Raw genomic sequence first — 16,158 nt, 5'->3', positions numbered from 1 at the left:
CAGGAGCAGGCATGCGCAGGATTCGGGTCGGACTCATCTTTGGCGGCAAGTCGGCCGAGCACGAGGTCTCGCTGCAATCGGCGCGCAATATCCTGCAGGCGCTGGACCCGCAGCGGTTCGAGCCGGTGCTGATCGGCATCGACAAACAGGGCCAGTGGCACCTCAGCGCACCGGAGAGTTTCCTGCTCGATGCCGACGACCCCAGCCGCATTGCGCTGCGCCACAGCGGCCGCGGGCTGGCCGTGCTGCCCGGTGCCGCCAGTGCGCAATTGCACGCGGTGGATGCCGAACACGCACTGGCACAGATCGATGTGGTGTTCCCGATCGTGCACGGCACGCTGGGCGAAGACGGCTCGCTGCAGGGGCTGCTGCGCATGGTCAATCTGCCATTCGTCGGTTCCGGCGTGCTGGGGTCGGCCGTGGCGATGGACAAGGACATGGCCAAGCGGGTGCTGCGCGATGCCGGCCTGGAGGTGGCGCCGTTCGCATGCTTCACGCGCCACACCGCTGCGCAGGCCGACGTGCAGACGCTGATTGCCCGGTTCGGGCTGCCGTTGTTCGTCAAGCCGGCCAACCAGGGCTCGTCGGTTGGCGTCAGCCAGGTCCGCAGCGCTGAGGAGTTCAGCGCGGCATTGGAGCTCGCGCTGCGCTACGACCACAAGGTGCTGGTGGAAGCGGCAATCGCCGGGCGCGAGATCGAATGCGCGGTGTTGGGCAATGCCACGCCGCGGGCCAGCGTGTGCGGCGAGGTGGTGGTGCACGACGCGTTCTATTCGTACCAGACCAAGTACATCCGCGACGATGGCGCAGCGACGGTGATTCCCGCCGATATCGATGCCCACACCCAGCACCGTATCCAGCAGTGCGCACTACAGGCCTGTCAGGCGCTGGACTGCGCCGGCATGGCGCGCGTGGATGTGTTCCTGTGCGCGGATGGCCGCATCGTCATCAACGAGGTCAACACGCTGCCCGGCTTCACCCGCATCAGCATGTATCCCAAGTTGTGGGAGGCAAGCGGGCTGGACTATCGCAGCTTGGTCACGCGCTTGATCGAGCTGGCACTGGAGCGGCATGCCGACGATGGGCGCCTGCACAGCAGCGTGGTCACGCACGCATGACCGCGGCACGGGTGCGTGCAGTGCATCCGCACGATCACGCAGCGCTGCTGGCACTCAACAATGCCGATGCCAGCGCCTTGTCGTGGCTCACACCTGATGCGCTCGCCAGCCTGTTGCAGCAGGCCTGGCACGCACGGGTGGCGGATCCGGCCGAGGCCTTACTCATCGCGCTGGATCAGCACGCCATCTACGCCAATGCGAACTTCGCCTGGATGGCCGCACGCTTCGCGCGCTTCGTCTATGTGGACCGCATCGTGGTTGCCGCGCACGCACGTCGACGCGGCTTGGCAACACAGCTGTATGACGAACTCATCCGTGAGGCACGCGCTGCAGGCCATGCGCGCCTGGTCTGCGAAGTCAATCTAGTGCCTGCCAATCCACCCTCGTTGGCACTGCACCGGCAGTTGGGCTTTCAGCCGATCGGCGAGGCCGTATTGGAAAGCGGAAAACGCGTGCAATACCTGGAAAAAGCGCTGTAATTGGCAAATTCTGCGTGCCGCAAAAGCGCACGGCCCGCCTCCTTGCGGAAGCGGGCCGTGTGATCGTCAACCGGCAGCGCCGCTGCCGTGACGCGGACTAGACCTTGCCGCGACGGAACATCGAGATCACGGCCAGGATCAGGAACACCACGAACAGGATCCAGGCGATGTTGGTCGCCGCACCGGCGATACCGCTGAAGCCCAGCACGGCGGCAATGATGGCGATGACGAAAAAGATGATGGCGTAATGCAGCATGGCAATGTGTCCAGAAGTTGTCGTGCCGAATCGGCGCAGGCGTATCTTGTGGATGTGCCAGTCTTTATCGAGTGATGGAGATGTCGCGGGAAGATGAGGATCGCAGCCGTTGCAGGCCCTCTTCGATGCTGATCTGCGGCACGTAGCCAAAGTCACGCCGCGCCGGTTCCATGCTGTACCAATGCGGCGTGCATAGCTGCTCGACCAGAAACCGCGTCAGCGGCACTTCGCCTGGCAGACGCAACAGTGGCCACAATGTTTCGCACACCGCACCGATGCGGTACGCCGTCTTGAACGACAGCGAGCGCGTCACCGCCGGCGCATCCACCGCCGCCAGCAAACGGTTGAGTAGCTCGCGCATCGGCAACGGTTCGCCGTTGGAGATGAAGTACGCCTTGCCTGCGCACGCAGCGCCCGGCGCCAGATGCGCGAACGCATCGAAGTGCGCCTGCGCCGCATTGTCGATGTGGGTGCTGTCCACCAGGTTGCTGCCATCGCCCACCATCCGCAGCCGCCCGGCGCGCGCACGTGCCGCCAGACGCGGCAGCAGGTGGTTGTCGCCCGGCCCCCAGATCAAGCGCGGGCGCAACGCAACGGTGGCCAGCTGTGCATCGTTGGCTGCCAGCACCGCGCGCTCGGCAATTGCCTTGGTCGCCGCATACGGCGCACGCAGGTCTTCGCCATATGGCACGTCGTCCGCACCCAAGCCTTCCACCGGATTGGTGGCGCGATGGGTCACGCTGGGCGTGGAGGTGTAGATCAAGCGCGGCACGCCATTGGCACGGCACGCATCGAGCACGTTCTGCGTGCCCACCACGTTGGCCTGGTGATAGCTGTCGTAGCTGCCCCACGCCCCGGCCTTGGCCGCGTTGTGGAACACCGCATCGATGCGGGCAAGTGCATGCCGCACCGCCTGCGGGTCAGCCAGATCGCCACGGATCTGGCCCACACCCAAGGTGTGCAGCACCGGATAGTCACCGCGCTGAAAGCTCACCACCTCGTGTCCACGCGCCACCAATCCACGGCACAGCGCCTGCCCGAGAAAGCCGCCACCACCCGTTACCAGAATCTTCATTGCGCCACACCCATCGCTCCTGCAGGGCGCACACAATAGCCGGACCGGACCGTCAGAGCGACGCGGCGTGCACGCCGCCTGACGTCTTGCATCGGCAAATCATTGATTGCAAAGACCTTCATAAATCTTCATCCCGGCATCAGGTGCTTCATTCGCAAGCCTGGCGTGATGGCTGCACCTTCGATCGCTGGAGTCGCCATGACCCGCCTGTCCCTGCTGTTGTCTGCCGTGCTCGTTCTCTCCCCGCTGCACGCCGCGCCAAGTGCGACGCCAGGCATCGCCACAGCATCAGCTGCCACCCCAGCACCTGCACCTGCGCACATCGCCAGGCCGCCGGCCCTGAATGACGGCTGGCCGGTCGGCAGCCCTGCCGCCAGTGGCTGGAACCTCGCTGTGCTCGCACAGATGGAGCAAGCACTGAGCGCCGACCTGGCGCCGGCCACCACCAGCGTCTTGGTCGTACGCGATGGTGTGCTGGTCTACGAACACTACCTGGGCGATGCCGATCGCCAGACCTTGCACGACACCCGCTCGTTGACCAAGAGCGTCACCGGGTTGCTGGTGGGTGCGGCGATCGAGCGCAACGTGATCCCAAACGCGCAAGCCAAGGTCTACGACTACTTCGGCGACCGCCACTGGCAACATCCCGACCCGCGCAAGCGCGCGATCACCGTCGAAGATCTGCTGACGATGAGCTCCCAATTGGAATGTAACGACGACAATGCCTTTTCCGCCGGCAACGAAGAACGCATGTACGTCAGCGCAGACTGGACGCAATTCGCCTTGGATCTGCCGATTCGCGGGTATGCGCCGTGGATGCAACGGCCCGAGCAAAGCCCGCACGGCCGTGCATTTTCATACTGTACGGCAGGCTCATTCCTGCTCGGCGCCGTGCTGGAACAAGCCACTGGCCAGAGCCTGAAGGCATTCTCGGCCAAGGTCCTAGAAACGCCACTAGCCATTGAGCAGGCGCAGTGGACTGTGTCGTCAGAAGGCGTCGGCATGGGCGGCGGCGGCACGCGGTATCGCAGCCGCGATCTGGCCAAACTCGGGCAGTTGCTGGTTACGCAAGGACGTTGGCAAGACCGCCAGGTGATTGCCGCAGACTGGATCCGAGCGATGACCAGCGTGCACACACAGGCGCGCGACGATGCCGATTACGGCTATCTCCTCTGGCACTTCCGGTTTCCGGTGCATGGCGTGCAACGCGACACCTGGGCGATGTCTGGCAATGGCGGCAACTACGTGTTTGTCGTTCCCGAGCAGAGGTTGGTGGTGGTCCTCACGCGCAGCGCTTACAACACCCGGCAGATGCATCAGCAATCGCAGCGGTTGTTGACCGAGTATGTGCTCAAGGCGTTGCCGACGCGGGACTGACACGACCGGTCGGAGGGCTGCTGGTTGGTGTGTCGCACACGGCCTGCGCACAACCGCTGCCGATGCCGCTCTTCTGTGCCGGCCTGCTACATGGCCGCAGCAGCCTCAGAAATCGCATCTGGGGGTAACAGCTTACGACGACGCAACTGAGCCCGCTGGTCCGCAAGGTCGGCATCGATCCGTGCCAGCAGCGCGGTAAACTCCGGCATGCCGCGCAGTGACTGCAACAACGGCGAATGACGGAGATAGCCAGCATTGCGATAGCCGGCAGTCTCTGCGCGCTGCAGTGCGCGCAGTGCTGCCTCGGGCGCATCCGCACATAGCAGCAGCACGGTCGCATCGACGGCATCGAAGGGGTCGCCGCCGCGCTCCACGCTGATCAGCAGCTCCTGCGCACGCGTGCGCAGCGCCGCAGCTGTGGGAAGCGGCTGGGCGTGCAGCGCCCACACGACCGTCTGCGCGAAGCTGCCCTGGGGGCGGAGCCGCACTGCCTGCAATGCCGCTTTGCGTGCGAGTGCCGTGTTGCCTTGTGACCATGCAAGTTCGGCCTGCAGCACGGCGAGCCCCGCATAGTCGGTGCCGCGGCCTAGCGCCTCGTCCAACGCAGTCTGCGCCTCTGCCGCACGACCATGCGCGAACAAGAATGTGGGCCACGCCAGATTGGAGAACGGGTCATCCGGATACAGCCGGAAGTTCTGCCGATAGCGCGCCTCGGCTGCGCCCGCATACCCCAGCAGGCTCAGGTTACTGGCGATCTGGATCGGCAGAAATCGCACGCGCCGGGGGTCGCGCACCTCAAGATTGTCCGATAGCGCTTGCACCAGATCTCCCTTCCGCTCGTACAGATAGGCGGCCGAGCCACGCACCGCATCGGCACCCGGATCCAGCTGCAAGGCCTGTTCATAGGACGCCAAAGCAGCCCCATTGCGGCCCTGACAATCGAGCGCATACCCACGCGCGGCATGTGCTGCTGCAAGCTGTGGTTGCGCGGCTGTCACAGTATCGGCCAACCGCAAGGCCTGCACGGTAAAGTCGGCGTCCCCGTCGTATTGGCACACGCGTGCACTGTAGGCGCGGCTGAGGCCAAGTTGCGCCTGTGGGTCGTCTGGCGCTTCCTGCAAGCGTTGGCGATATAAGTCGATCGCGCGATCGTTGTCGTCACGCTGGCCGATCCCGGCGTAGTAATCACCACGCTGCACCAGGACCGCCCGCGCTGTTGGCGGCGCGCGCGCGTGCAGCCACCAGATCGCACCTGTGCCGATGCAAACCAACGCCACGGCGCCCGCCGCGATCCAGCCTCCACGCTGCCGCATCACACGCGCTGCGGGCATCTGTTCCTGCTGCACCGGCACGCATAGCTGATAGCCTTGCCCGCGTACCGAGCGCAGATAACGCGGCCGTCGCGAGTCGTCGCCCAACGCCTGCCGCAGCAGACGCACGCGCTGGGTGACGGTTTCTTCGTTGACCAGTGCCGGCGCCCACACGTTCTGGATCAGCTCGTCGAAGCCGACCACGCGCTGACCTTGCTGCAGCACATAGTGCAGCAACCTGAAATTGAGTCCGCCAACCTCAAGTGCCACACCGTCGCGCTCAACGCGCTGCCGTGCCACATCGATGCGCAGGTCATCCAGACGATACCGTGCGCACATGGTGGGGCTCAGCGCGGTTGTTGCGCCGCCCAGATCGCAAGCTTTTCGCGGCCGATCTTGGCGTTGTGGCGAATATCCACCGGAAAGCCGGAATGGCGCAGAAAACGCGCAATTCCTGCGGTGTGCGGGTGCGCAGCGCCCACTGCGCGCAGTGCAGTTTCCACTTCGGCAAAGGCCGATGCCGCAACGCCTGGCTGCAACTCCACGCACAGCACCGGTTGCTGCTGACCGGGCGTGCCGACACCCACCAACGCGGTGCGCCGCACCTGCGGATGCACGTTGAAGATCGGCTCTACCTGTTCGGTGTAGAGCGGGCCGGTGGCGGTTTCCACGCGGTGGGTCTTGCGGCCGCAGAACCACAAGCGCCCCTCGGCATCGAAATAGCCAACGTCGCCCATGCGGTGCACGACGCGCTCGCTGCCGTCGCTGCAGCGCTCGCGGATCTTGGCGTTGCGCGTGGCCGCATCGCGGTTGAAGTAGGTGTCGGTAGTGGTGGGGCCCGCCACGGTGATCTCGCCCACCTCGCCCGCTGCCAGCACGCGCACGCCGCTCCACTCGGGAATCGCCGCGTCGTCGATGGCGATGATGCGCACCTCGTTGGGTGCAACCACCTGGCCGACACAGGTGCCGGCACCGGCCTCGGTGGCCGTGCGCGTGGCATCCAGGGTGCGGCCTTCGATCGCTGCCACCGGCAGGCATTCGGTGGCGCCATACGGCGTCCAGAACTGCGCATCGGCCGGCAGCAACGCGCGGATCTTGGCCACCACATCCGGCGGCACCGGTGCGCCGGCCGAGGTGGCCAGGCGCACGTTCGGCAATGGCTGGCCGTAATCAGCCAACACGCGCATCAATGCCGGCGAGCCGAACAGCTGCGTCACACCAAAGCGCGTCATCGCATCGTGCAGCTTGCGCGGATCGGCGGTGGCCGGACGGGTTGGGTCCATGTCCGGGATCACCGAGGTCAGGCCCAACGCGGGATCGAACAGCGCGAATGGTGGAAAGGTCGGCAAGTCCACACCGCCCGGCTGCATGTCGAACGCGTTGCGCAGCAACTCGATCTGCCCGACAAAATGCCGGTGCCGATACACCACGCCCTTGGGCACGCCAGTCGAGCCACTGGTGAACAGGATCGCCGCCACGTCGTCGGCCGCGGTATCGGCCAGCTGGCTGCCGGCACCGGCGCCATCGCGCTCCACGCGTGCCAGCGTCACCCCACCCCAGCCATAGCGGCCGCCCACGGTGACGATCTGCGTGGCCGACCGTGCCCAGCGCAACAAGCGCCGTGCCAGCTGTGCGAGCGGAATGCCGATGAAGGCCTGCGGCTGCGCTTCGTCCAGACATTGCTTGAGTGCGCGCTTGTCGATGCCCGGATCCACCAGCACCGGCACCGCACCGGCTTTGAACAAGGCAAACATCAGCAGGAAGAACTCCGGCGACGGCCGCACCATCACCACCGCACGCACGCCACGACCGATGCCGTGCAAGGCCAGACCGGCAGCAATCGCGTCGCTGCGCGCGTCCAGCTCGGCATAGCTCAGGGTCACATCGTAGGCGGCCATTCCATTGGCACCGCGTCCGCCCGGGCAGCGGATGGCGATCTGATCGGGGCGCTCGCGCGCCAGTCGCGGCAGCGAGGCGGCGATATTGCAGAGAGTTGTCATGCGTCCATTATCACCCATGCGTGCCTATGGCACCGGCCGCTTGCGCTTGCAACGTTCGGTCGCATGCATTGGCTGGCTCGCAATGCTGCAGAGAGGCCACTCGCGGCGTGCCTGCATGCACAGCTGCAGATGCGTCAACACGCTGGAAATATCGACTGGAACAGCGCGCGCTATCGCCAGCAAACCTTGCACGCTACCGGGCGTTTTCTGGCAAGTGCGGTGATCCGCCGGCCACCAGCCACCGCCACCCGCATGAACCGCTAACCAGCCTGCACGCGCCCCCCTTGTATCGCGCCGTGATTCGGTCAGAATGCCGCGCTCTCCACGCTATTTCGTCGCGCAAGGCCCGGCATCCATGGCACACCCCTGCCTTACCTGCGGCGCCTGCTGCGCCTACTTCCGCGTCAGTTTCCACTGGAGCGAAGCCGATCCCGCGCTGGGCGGCAGGGTGCCGATTGCGTTGACGGATGCACTGCGCACGCACGAACGGGTGATGCGTGGCACCTCGCAAGCGCAGCCACGCTGCATTGCGCTGGACGCAGACATCGGCCGCTACAGCCGCTGCAGCATCCACGACCGCCGCCCGTCATCGTGTGCCGCGGTGCCGGCATCGCTGGAGTTCGGCGAGCGCAGCGCGCAATGCGACAAGTCGCGGCTGGCACATGGCCTGCACGCGCTCACTGAAGCCGACTGGGTTGGCGTGGACGACGCGCAACGCAATCCGCTGCCTACGCTGTAAGGGCTCGCAACAGCAGCGCAGACGGCGCAGCCGCAGTGCGATCCAATCCGGACCTGCGCGATGCACGCATTGCCCGGTGCATCCACTTCGCACACGGCGCGCGCAGCTCTTCGGCGCGCGCGCGCACGGATGCGAAACTTGTCCTACAGCGGGTTGCGTTCCAGGAACGCGCGGATTGCCGGCACCAGCACCTCGTGCTTGTCTTCGAGCACGTAGTGGTTGGCATCGTCGAACGCCATCACCTCGGCCTGCGGCAGTGCGCGGCGGAAACCGGCCAGAAAGTGCTTGTCGAAACAGATGTCGCGCAAACCCCAGGCGATGAAGGCCGGGCGGTCGGCAAACGACGGCAACGCTTGCGCCGAGCGCTCCAGCAGCGACCAGGCCTGATCGGCCGGCGACAGCGGGATGTCCTGCATGAAGCGGATCGTGGAAATGCGGTTCTTCCAGTTGTCGTACGGGGCGACATAGGCGCGGCGCACAGCCGCCGGCATCCGCCGCGACACGCCCAACCACGAGGCGCCGGAGGAGAACGCATTGAAGGTGCGGATGAACCACTCGCCCAACCGCCAATGCCGGCCCATCGCGATCTGCCATGGCATCGGCTTTTCCGGCGGTAGCGGGAACGCGGCGGTGTTGGTGATCACCAGGCGCTTGACCTGCTCGTGGTGCGAAAGAGCCCAGCCAAAACCGATCATGCCGCCCCAATCGTGCACCGCGAGCGTGATCGGCCCGGTGATGCCCAGGTGCTGCAGCAGGCGGTCCAGATCGTCCACGCGCGATTGCAACGTGTAGTCGTAACGCGGCTGCGCATCGGGCGCGTCGTCGGGCTTGTCGGACAGGCCCATGCCGATGTGGTCGGGCACGATGCAGCGGTAGCGATCAGACAGACCGCTCACTAGATGCCGCCACAGATAGCTCCACGACGGATTGCCGTGCAGCATGACCACCACCTCGCCATCGCGCGGACCTTCGTCCAGATACGACATCGCAATGCCGGGACGCACATCCAGGCGCTTAGGGGTGAAGGAATAGCCGGGGTAAGTCATGAAGAACGTATCCAATTCGGTTCAAGTGATTCTGCGCGGCACAGGTACCGGCTGGGGCATGGAAAGATGCCGTCGCGCGTGTCCACACTGGGGAAAGAGCAAGATGCACTGGATGCTCTGCTCGGACTCATTAGTGCTGATACGTGTGAGGCAAGGCGTAACGTTGTGCCGCGTGACCATTGTCGGAAAGCAGGCGCAAGTATGCAGGGTGTAGAAACAACTTCTCCTTGCCCATTCGCTGTTCACGTAGAACACCGATATCCACGAGCTCACGCAGATACCGCGCTGCGGTTTCCCGTTTGGCGATGCCGGCATCCACCACGTTCTGGATACGGCAGTACGGCTGACTGAAAAGCACATCCACCAGTTCGCGGCTATACGCTTTTGGACGCTCGGCACGAACCCACTCGCACGCATGCTCATGCAGTTGGCGGATAGCATCGATCTTGGCACTGGTCCAACGTGCCGTATCGGCCACCGCATCCAGCATGTAGGCGATCCACTCAGCCCATGCGCCCTCGCGCGTGACGGCCAGCAACAAACGGTAGTAGTCCGCTTTGCGTTCGATGATGTAACGCGACAAGTACAGGACCGGCTGATCCAGCAAATTCTGTTCAACCAGCATTAGCAGATTGAGAACACGCCCGGTGCGGCCGTTGCCATCGGTGAAGGGATGGATGGCTTCGAACTGATAATGCGCGACTGCCATGCGAATCAACGGGTCGACCTCGGGGACGTCATGGATAAACCGCTCCCAGTTGGCCAGCTTTTCGCGCAATACCGCTTCCCCGGCCGGCGGCATATAGATCACTTCACCGGTCTGTTGATTGGCCAGGGCGGTACCCGGCACACTCCTCACCTGCATCTGGACGTTTTTGATGCGCGTGCAGACAATCTCGGCAGTCCGCGTGGACAGTGGGCGCTCGCGCAGCGAAATGAAACCCTCTTGCAACGCGGTGCGATAGCGCAGCGCCTCGCGTGTTGCGGGGTTTGCGGCGTCCTGATGGTCGGCGTAGCGGAACAACTCGTCCGTGGTGGTGACGATATTCTCGATCTCCGAACTCGCCTGTGCTTCCAGAATGGGAATGGTATTGATCAGCACCGCCGGATTCGGCAGATGCCCCGTGGCTTGTCGCAGCAAGGCCAGTGCCTTATGCGCTTCGATACACGCCTTGAGCAATACGCGGGTCTCAAGCTCCACCGCGGGAGGCAACGGCGGCAGGTCGTTATAGGGACGCCGGGGATCCATGCGGAGCGCTCATGTCGACTGAATCGACATGATGCACCCAACATGTCGATAAAAATACAATCTCACGCATGACGAGACAGGAGTGCATGCGACCTGCCTTTGCAATCACTGCGGCGACTACCCAACCGCACTGCCGGCCATCCCTTCCCGGGATGGCCTGGCGCCTTCACCAAACCACTTCGGCCATCGAGCAGTTCAGGCCCGAACCGATGCCGAGCAGCGCGATGCGATCGCCCTTCTTCAACCGGCCCAGCTCCTTGAGCTTGCTCAACACGATCGGCACCGAGGCCGGGCCGATGTTGCCGTGCTCACCGAAGATGGTCATGACCTTGGCCGGGTCGATGCCGAAGGACTTCACGAACGCTGCCGTGTGCGGGCGGCTGACCTGGTGGATGACGAACTGGTCCAGCTCCTCCACAGCCCAGCCCAGCACCTGCTTGGCGGCCACGAAGGTTTTCTGCGCCAGCTTGATGCCTTCGATCAGCAGCAGGCGGGTGTCGGTGACCATGCGGTCCAGGTTGCCCCGGCACAGCTTGTTCCACTCGGTGGCCGAGCGCGTCACGCCGCCCTTGTAGCGCGGCGCGTCGGGAACCAGCTCCGAACGTGCCATCACCATGGCGGCCGCACCGCAGCCCAGCGTCAACGCAGCGAGTTCGTTGCGGAACTCTTCTTCGGTAACGTCCGGCGAGGTCATGCGCTCGAGGGTTTTTTCGTAAACAAGGTTAGCGGTTTCGCCATCCACGACCAGGGCGTAGTCGATCTCGCCGCGTTCGAGCATGCGCGCAGCGATGTCCATGCCATTGATGAAGGCAAGACAGGCGTTGGCCACGTCGAAGGTCATGCAGTGGTCGCTGACACCCAGGTTGCCGGACACGATGGAGGCCGTGGACGGCTCCAGGTAATCACGGCTCACCGAGGTATTGATCAGCAAGCCGATCTTCTCGATGCCGATGTTGGCATCGATCAGGGCCTTGCGGGCAGCCTGGGTGGCGGCGTCCGATGCCTGGACATCCTGGTCCCACAAGCGCCGTGCATGGATACCGGCAACATCGCCCAATACGTCGGTCTTGATCCCAAGACGGTCGTAGGTCGGTTGCAGGCGCTCGTTGATTTCCTTGGAAGTCAGCGTGTGCGGCGCATCAATATGCGCCAGTCCCGCGATGGAGACATTCTGGAAGAGCATCGAAGTAGCGCCATGGCGTCAGGCGAGGGGGCGCCATTCTATCTGCTGGCCGCTTTTACCGCATCTTTACATTTGCCCCGCGCTCGCCCCAGCCCAACGGTTCAGCGCGGCGGACACCGGAACGCGTTGAAACGCTGGCTGCCATCAAGCGGCTGGCCTTGTGCCTGCACGGTGTTGGCATTGGCGCCAGGCGCCTCGTTACGCGCAAGGGTTTCCAGTTCTTCCTGCACCCGCAGCGGGTTGCGATTGTAGAAACCGACCTTGCTCTTGACCGTCACCACCACTTCGCCCTGCTGCTGACAGCCAGCTGGCACAGGGCCTGCGGGCAGGACCCGCACACCTTTGCCGCTCTGTTCGATGGGAACCCAGGTGCAGGCCGCAGTGGTGGCGGCAACCAGAACAGACAGCAGGATCACACGCATAAGACAGACACCTGAGGGCAAAGCCGGATTGTGCCGTAGCTGCCTGAATTGGCAATAAGGCGCGCTACCGAGAGACAACCGGCAGCCCCCGGTGTGCGCTGCGCTCCCGCCCAGGCCTTGGCCCGGCGCGTCCGCCCGGCCGAGGCGGTGTCCGGTTGTCCGGATGCGGACAGCCCCATGCGGCACCGCCGCCTTCAAAAACAACGACTTAAAGATGGCACGGCGATTGCTCTGGTTATCGCAGCCATCCAACGCCCCGTGCGCTGCCAGCAAATATGACTGCACGCTGAACAAAATAAAAACAGCACCGAAAGTTCTTGCAGCTACCGAAACGGCGTACTACATTACTACCACACCACTGCTCACCCACACCAAGAGACCTCGCCATGACCACCAAGACCCTGCGCATCGCCCTCGCCGCCGCCCTGATTGCCGGCGCCTCCTTTGCCAACGCGCATGCCGCTTCCTTCACCACGCTGGACACCGTGCAGGTCCGCCCGGCCGCCGACCAGATCGCCCAGCAGACGCTGGAGCGCAGCAGCGGCATCCGCACCTTGACCGCAGTGCAGGTGCGCCCTTCGACCGAGCAACTGGCTGCCCTGGCCGCCGAACAGGCCGGCCCGCGCATCGTGACCCTGGCCACCGTGCAGGTGCGTCCGACCGCCGAACAGCGCGCCGACCTGCTGGTGCATACCGCTGCCGCCACCGCGCAGGCTGCCACCGGCCACGCCGCTGCTGCACTGGGTGCGCTGGTCGGCCAGGTCATCGTCAACCTGCCGGTGCCGCAGCTGCAGCCCACCCCGGTCGAGCTGGAAGCACTGGTCAGCGCCACCCTGGGCCAGTAACTGCCGGCCGGTCATTACCGGCCGGCCCATGCGCGGCGCAGCTACACTGCGCGCATGTCAGCCCCCGTCCTCGATGTCATCCTGTTCCAACCCGAAATTCCGCCCAACACGGGCAATGTGATCCGCTTGTGCGCCAATACCGGCGCGCGCCTGCACCTGATCGAGCCCCTGGGCTTTGACCTCAGCGACAAGCAGCTCAAGCGCGCCGGCCTGGACTATCACGAATACGCGCGTCTGCAGGTGCATCCGGACCTGCCCACTGCGCTGGCCACGCTCGCACCCAAGCGCGTGTTTGCGCTGAGTACCCGCAGCACCGTGCGCTATGACACACCGCAGTTTGCCGATGGCGATGCCTTTCTGTTTGGCCCCGAAACACGCGGCCTGCCGGCAGAGGTGCTGGAGTCCATCCCGCCGCAGCACCGGCTTCGCCTGCCGATGCGCCCGGACAATCGCAGCCTCAATCTGTCCAACACCGTGGCGGTGATGGTGTTCGAGGCGTGGCGACAATGGAACTTCACAGGCGGGCAGTAGCCAGGCGCATCACCTCGCCGCGCCGGTAGCCAATGCCTGTTTGAGCACCGTGTGGCAGCTCGCCCAGAGCGCAACCGCGAGCAGCGCAATGGCGCCCAGCACCAGAAACGCGGTGCGGTAGCCGAAGGCGGCGCTGAGCCAGCCGCCCAATGCAGGGCTCAAAGCAGCACCGATCCCTTGCACGGTCATCACCGCGCCCTGGCCCACGTTGACCCGGCCGGTGCCATGCAGCAGCCGCGCGACCAATGCGGGGACCACCACGCTCTGCAAGCCGGCGCCCAGGCCATCGAGCATCTGCACTGGAAATACGCCCCAGGCTTCGATCAGCGAAGCGGCCACCAGCGCACCACCACCGCGGCCAGCCCCGCGCCGTTATCGCCCGCGCGGGCGGCCTCGCTGGCACCGGTGTAGCGCTGCACGATGCGCCCGCACTGCGCCTGCAGTTGCTGGCGTGCCTGGTCCAGGCGCACGCCTTCGGTCTGCTGATACAGCCCATAGAGCATGCTGGCCACGTCGATGCAGGCGGCCACGATCACGATCCAGATCAGCAACAGTTGCCGCAACAACGAACGGGGCATGGGTGCGATCCGAAAGGAGACGTGCAGTGTGCGCGCAGCGCGGTGTCAGCGCAGGTTGGTCTTGGCCAGCGCCAGCACCTCATCGCCCCGCCCGCTCATCACCGCCTTGAGCAGATACAAGCCCATGCCCTTGGCCTGTTCCAGCTTGATCGCCGGTGGCACCACCAGCTCCTGCGTGGCAATGCGCACGTCGACCAAGGCCGGGCCCGAATGCGCGAACGCCTGGCGCAGTGCCCGCTCCAGCTGCGAGGAGGTCTCCACGCGCAGCCCCAGGATGCCCATCGCATTGCTCATCGCAGCGAAATCCGGATTGCGCAGCTCGGTACCGGTATCCAGATACCCGGCCGCCTTCATTTCCATCGCCACAAATCCCAGCGATGCGTTGTTGAACACCACCACCTTCACCGGCAGGTTCAACTGCGCCAGCGAAATGAAGTCGCCCATCAACATCGCAAACCCGCCATCGCCGGAGAGCGAAATCACCTGCCGCCCCGGGCAGGCCGCCTGCACACCCAGCGCCTGCGGCATCGCGTTGGCCATCGAGCCGTGGTTGAAGGAACCTAGCAGGCGGCGCTGTCCGTTCATGCGCAGATAGCGCGCGGCCCACACCGTCGGCGTGCCCACGTCGCAGGTGAACACCGCATCTTCGTCGGCGATCTGGCTGATCAGGCGGGTGACGAATTGCGGATGCAGGGGCTCGCCTTCGTCCGCCGGCACCGCCAATTCGTCCAGCCCCTCGCGCGCCTTGCGGTAGTGCGCAAGCGACTTGTCCAGAAAGCCGCGCTCCTCGCGCCGCTCCAGTTGCGGCAACAGCGCAGCGATGGTTTCGCCCACATCGGCGGCAATGCCCAGCTGCAAGGGCGTGCGACGCCCAAGTGCAGCCGGGTCACGGTCCACCTGCACAATCGTGGCGTCCTTCGGATAGAACTGGCGATACGGGAAATCCGTACCCAGCATGATCAAGGTGTCGCAATTGAGCATGGCGTGATAGCCGGAGCTGAAGCCGATCAAGCCGGTCATGCCCACATCGAACGGGTTGCTCCACTCCACATGCTCCTTGCCGCGCAGCGCATGCACGATCGGCGCGCCCAGCGTGTCGGCCAGCGCCACCACCGCATCGTGCGCCCCGGCACAGCCGCTGCCGCAGAGCAACGTCACCGCCTTGCTCTGCTGCAGGATCTCCGCCAGTTGCTGCACGTCCTCGGCCGCCGGCAGCAGCCGCGGTGCACGTAGCACGGGCCACGCGGCAGAGAGGTGTTTGTCGACCTCCATCAGCGCGATGTCGCCGGGAATCACCACCACGGCCACGCCTTGCTGCAGGATCGCTGTGCGCATCGCACGGTGCAGCACCTCCGGCAACTGCGCCGGGTTGGTCACCAGCTCGACGAAGTGGCTGCATTCGCGGAACAGCTCCTGCGGATGCGTCTCCTGGAAATAGCTCAAGCCGATCTCGGACGAGGGGATATGCGCGGCGATGGCAAGCACCGGCTGCCGGCTGCGGTGGCAATCGAACAGCCCATTGATCAAATGCAGATTGCCCGGCCCGCAACTGCCGGCGCACACCGCCAGCTTGCCGGTCACCGCGGCCTCTGCGCCGGCCGCGAATGCCGCCACCTCTTCGTGGCGCACATGCATCCATTCGATGCTCTGCATCTCGCGCAATGCGTCGGTCAGCCCGTTGAGACTATCGCCGGTCACCCCCCAGATTCGCTCCACCCCGGCACTTTCCAGCGTTTCGGCCATGAACCGCGCCACCGTCTTCTTCTTCGCCACGATGCTGCTCCGCTTCTTCTGGGGACACCTATGCTCCCAGTGCGCGCGTATCGGCGATGTGCTCGCTTGCAACAGCGCGATGCAGGATTTGCAGTGTTTTTGTGCGAAACCTACACGCCATCATCACATCGCTAGGATGCACGTAACGCTGCGTCACGCTTTGCACGTGCGCTACTC

At 64.8% G+C, this 16,158-nt stretch carries 16 protein-coding genes and 2 pseudogenes; 7 read left to right on the top strand and 11 right to left on the bottom strand.

Annotated features, from left to right (window positions below):
• Nucleotides 1-11 precede the first annotated feature (11 nt).
• A complete protein-coding gene (gene ddlA, locus ACCQ09_RS01180) occupies nucleotides 12-1,118 on the top strand; it encodes a D-alanine--D-alanine ligase (protein ID WP_040940365.1) in 1,107 nt (368 codons plus the stop codon).
• On the top strand, nucleotides 1,115-1,597 hold the full coding sequence (locus ACCQ09_RS01175) for a GNAT family N-acetyltransferase (protein WP_040940364.1): 483 nt from the start codon (nucleotides 1,115-1,117) through the stop codon (nucleotides 1,595-1,597). Before ddlA ends, ACCQ09_RS01175 begins: the two co-directional genes overlap by 4 nt.
• A 97-nt stretch (nucleotides 1,598-1,694) precedes the next feature.
• Here ACCQ09_RS01175 and ACCQ09_RS01170 read toward each other — a convergent pair whose 3' ends face one another.
• Together ACCQ09_RS01170 and oleD are read right to left on the bottom strand one after the other, a co-directional pair.
• Nucleotides 1,695-1,853, bottom strand: coding sequence for a DUF1328 domain-containing protein (locus ACCQ09_RS01170; protein ID WP_003468167.1), 159 nt, complete (start codon nucleotides 1,851-1,853; stop codon nucleotides 1,695-1,697).
• Nucleotides 1,854-1,917: 64 nt separating this feature from the next.
• On the bottom strand, nucleotides 1,918-2,928 hold the full coding sequence (oleD, locus tag ACCQ09_RS01165) for a 2-alkyl-3-oxoalkanoate reductase (protein WP_040940363.1): 1,011 nt from the start codon (nucleotides 2,926-2,928) through the stop codon (nucleotides 1,918-1,920).
• 198 nt (nucleotides 2,929-3,126) lie between these two features.
• On the opposite strand from oleD, the gene ACCQ09_RS01160 reads away from it, so the two are divergent.
• Entirely contained in the window at nucleotides 3,127-4,305 is a 1,179-nt protein-coding gene (locus ACCQ09_RS01160; RefSeq protein ID WP_040940362.1) for a serine hydrolase domain-containing protein, read from the top strand.
• An 86-nt stretch (nucleotides 4,306-4,391) separates the two neighbouring features.
• On the opposite strand, the gene ACCQ09_RS01155 is transcribed toward ACCQ09_RS01160, so the two are convergent.
• Nucleotides 4,392-5,954: a winged helix-turn-helix domain-containing protein gene (locus tag ACCQ09_RS01155; protein ID WP_040940361.1), complete on the bottom strand. Its 1,563-nt coding sequence runs from the start codon at nucleotides 5,952-5,954 to the stop codon at nucleotides 4,392-4,394.
• An 8-nt stretch (nucleotides 5,955-5,962) separates the two neighbouring features.
• Nucleotides 5,963-7,615, bottom strand: a complete 1,653-nt coding sequence (gene oleC / locus ACCQ09_RS01150; RefSeq protein ID WP_040940360.1) for an olefin beta-lactone synthetase — start codon at nucleotides 7,613-7,615, stop codon at nucleotides 5,963-5,965.
• A gap of 129 nt (nucleotides 7,616-7,744) precedes the next feature.
• Between oleC and ACCQ09_RS01145 the strand changes: the two genes are divergently transcribed.
• Nucleotides 7,745-7,879: a hypothetical protein gene (locus ACCQ09_RS01145; protein WP_257790389.1), complete on the top strand. Its 135-nt coding sequence runs from the start codon at nucleotides 7,745-7,747 to the stop codon at nucleotides 7,877-7,879.
• Between the two features lie 91 nt (nucleotides 7,880-7,970).
• Complete coding sequence (locus ACCQ09_RS01140) at nucleotides 7,971-8,354, top strand: YkgJ family cysteine cluster protein (protein WP_050912554.1); 384 nt, start codon at nucleotides 7,971-7,973, stop codon at nucleotides 8,352-8,354.
• Between the two features lie 143 nt (nucleotides 8,355-8,497).
• Here the strand turns inward: ACCQ09_RS01140 and ACCQ09_RS01135 are convergent, their stop codons facing one another.
• From ACCQ09_RS01135 to ACCQ09_RS01120, 4 genes are all read right to left on the bottom strand, one after another.
• Nucleotides 8,498-9,400 (bottom strand): alpha/beta fold hydrolase, encoded by a 903-nt coding sequence (locus ACCQ09_RS01135; RefSeq protein WP_050911951.1) that lies wholly within the window; start codon nucleotides 9,398-9,400, stop codon nucleotides 8,498-8,500.
• Between the two features lie 130 nt (nucleotides 9,401-9,530).
• A complete protein-coding gene (fic, locus tag ACCQ09_RS01130; RefSeq protein WP_012437020.1) occupies nucleotides 9,531-10,649 on the bottom strand; it encodes a protein adenylyltransferase Fic in 1,119 nt (372 codons plus the stop codon).
• A gap of 166 nt (nucleotides 10,650-10,815) precedes the next feature.
• On the bottom strand, nucleotides 10,816-11,832 hold the full coding sequence (locus ACCQ09_RS01125; protein WP_011035468.1) for a 3-oxoacyl-ACP synthase III: 1,017 nt from the start codon (nucleotides 11,830-11,832) through the stop codon (nucleotides 10,816-10,818).
• Nucleotides 11,833-11,933: 101 nt separating this feature from the next.
• A complete protein-coding gene (locus ACCQ09_RS01120; protein WP_012437019.1) occupies nucleotides 11,934-12,254 on the bottom strand; it encodes a DUF4156 domain-containing protein in 321 nt (106 codons plus the stop codon).
• 386 nt (nucleotides 12,255-12,640) lie between these two features.
• Between ACCQ09_RS01120 and ACCQ09_RS01115 the strand changes: the two genes are divergently transcribed.
• Complete coding sequence (locus ACCQ09_RS01115) at nucleotides 12,641-13,099, top strand: XAC0231 family protein (protein WP_012437018.1); 459 nt, start codon at nucleotides 12,641-12,643, stop codon at nucleotides 13,097-13,099.
• 54 nt (nucleotides 13,100-13,153) lie between these two features.
• Nucleotides 13,154-13,630: a tRNA (cytidine(34)-2'-O)-methyltransferase gene (locus ACCQ09_RS01110; RefSeq protein ID WP_011035465.1), complete on the top strand. Its 477-nt coding sequence runs from the start codon at nucleotides 13,154-13,156 to the stop codon at nucleotides 13,628-13,630.
• 9 nt (nucleotides 13,631-13,639) lie between these two features.
• Here ACCQ09_RS01110 and ACCQ09_RS01105 read toward each other — a convergent pair.
• From ACCQ09_RS01105 to poxB, 3 genes and pseudogenes are all read right to left on the bottom strand, one after another.
• Nucleotides 13,640-13,975: pseudogene (locus ACCQ09_RS01105) on the bottom strand (MFS transporter); the annotation flags it as partial.
• Nucleotides 13,972-14,208: pseudogene (locus tag ACCQ09_RS01100) on the bottom strand (hypothetical protein); the annotation flags it as partial. The pseudogenes ACCQ09_RS01100 and ACCQ09_RS01105, both read right to left, overlap by 4 nt.
• A 45-nt stretch (nucleotides 14,209-14,253) precedes the next feature.
• Nucleotides 14,254-15,963, bottom strand: coding sequence for a ubiquinone-dependent pyruvate dehydrogenase (gene poxB, locus ACCQ09_RS01095; protein WP_176994147.1), 1,710 nt, complete (start codon nucleotides 15,961-15,963; stop codon nucleotides 14,254-14,256).
• Nucleotides 15,964-16,158 lie beyond the last annotated feature (195 nt).

This window comes from Xanthomonas sp. NCPPB 2586 (genome assembly GCF_041475775.2).
In the GTDB taxonomy this organism is placed as follows: Bacteria; Pseudomonadota; Gammaproteobacteria; order Xanthomonadales; family Xanthomonadaceae; genus Xanthomonas; species Xanthomonas campestris.
The sequence above is the reverse complement of the archived record's forward strand: the minus strand, read 5'-3'. Positions and strand labels throughout refer to the sequence as shown.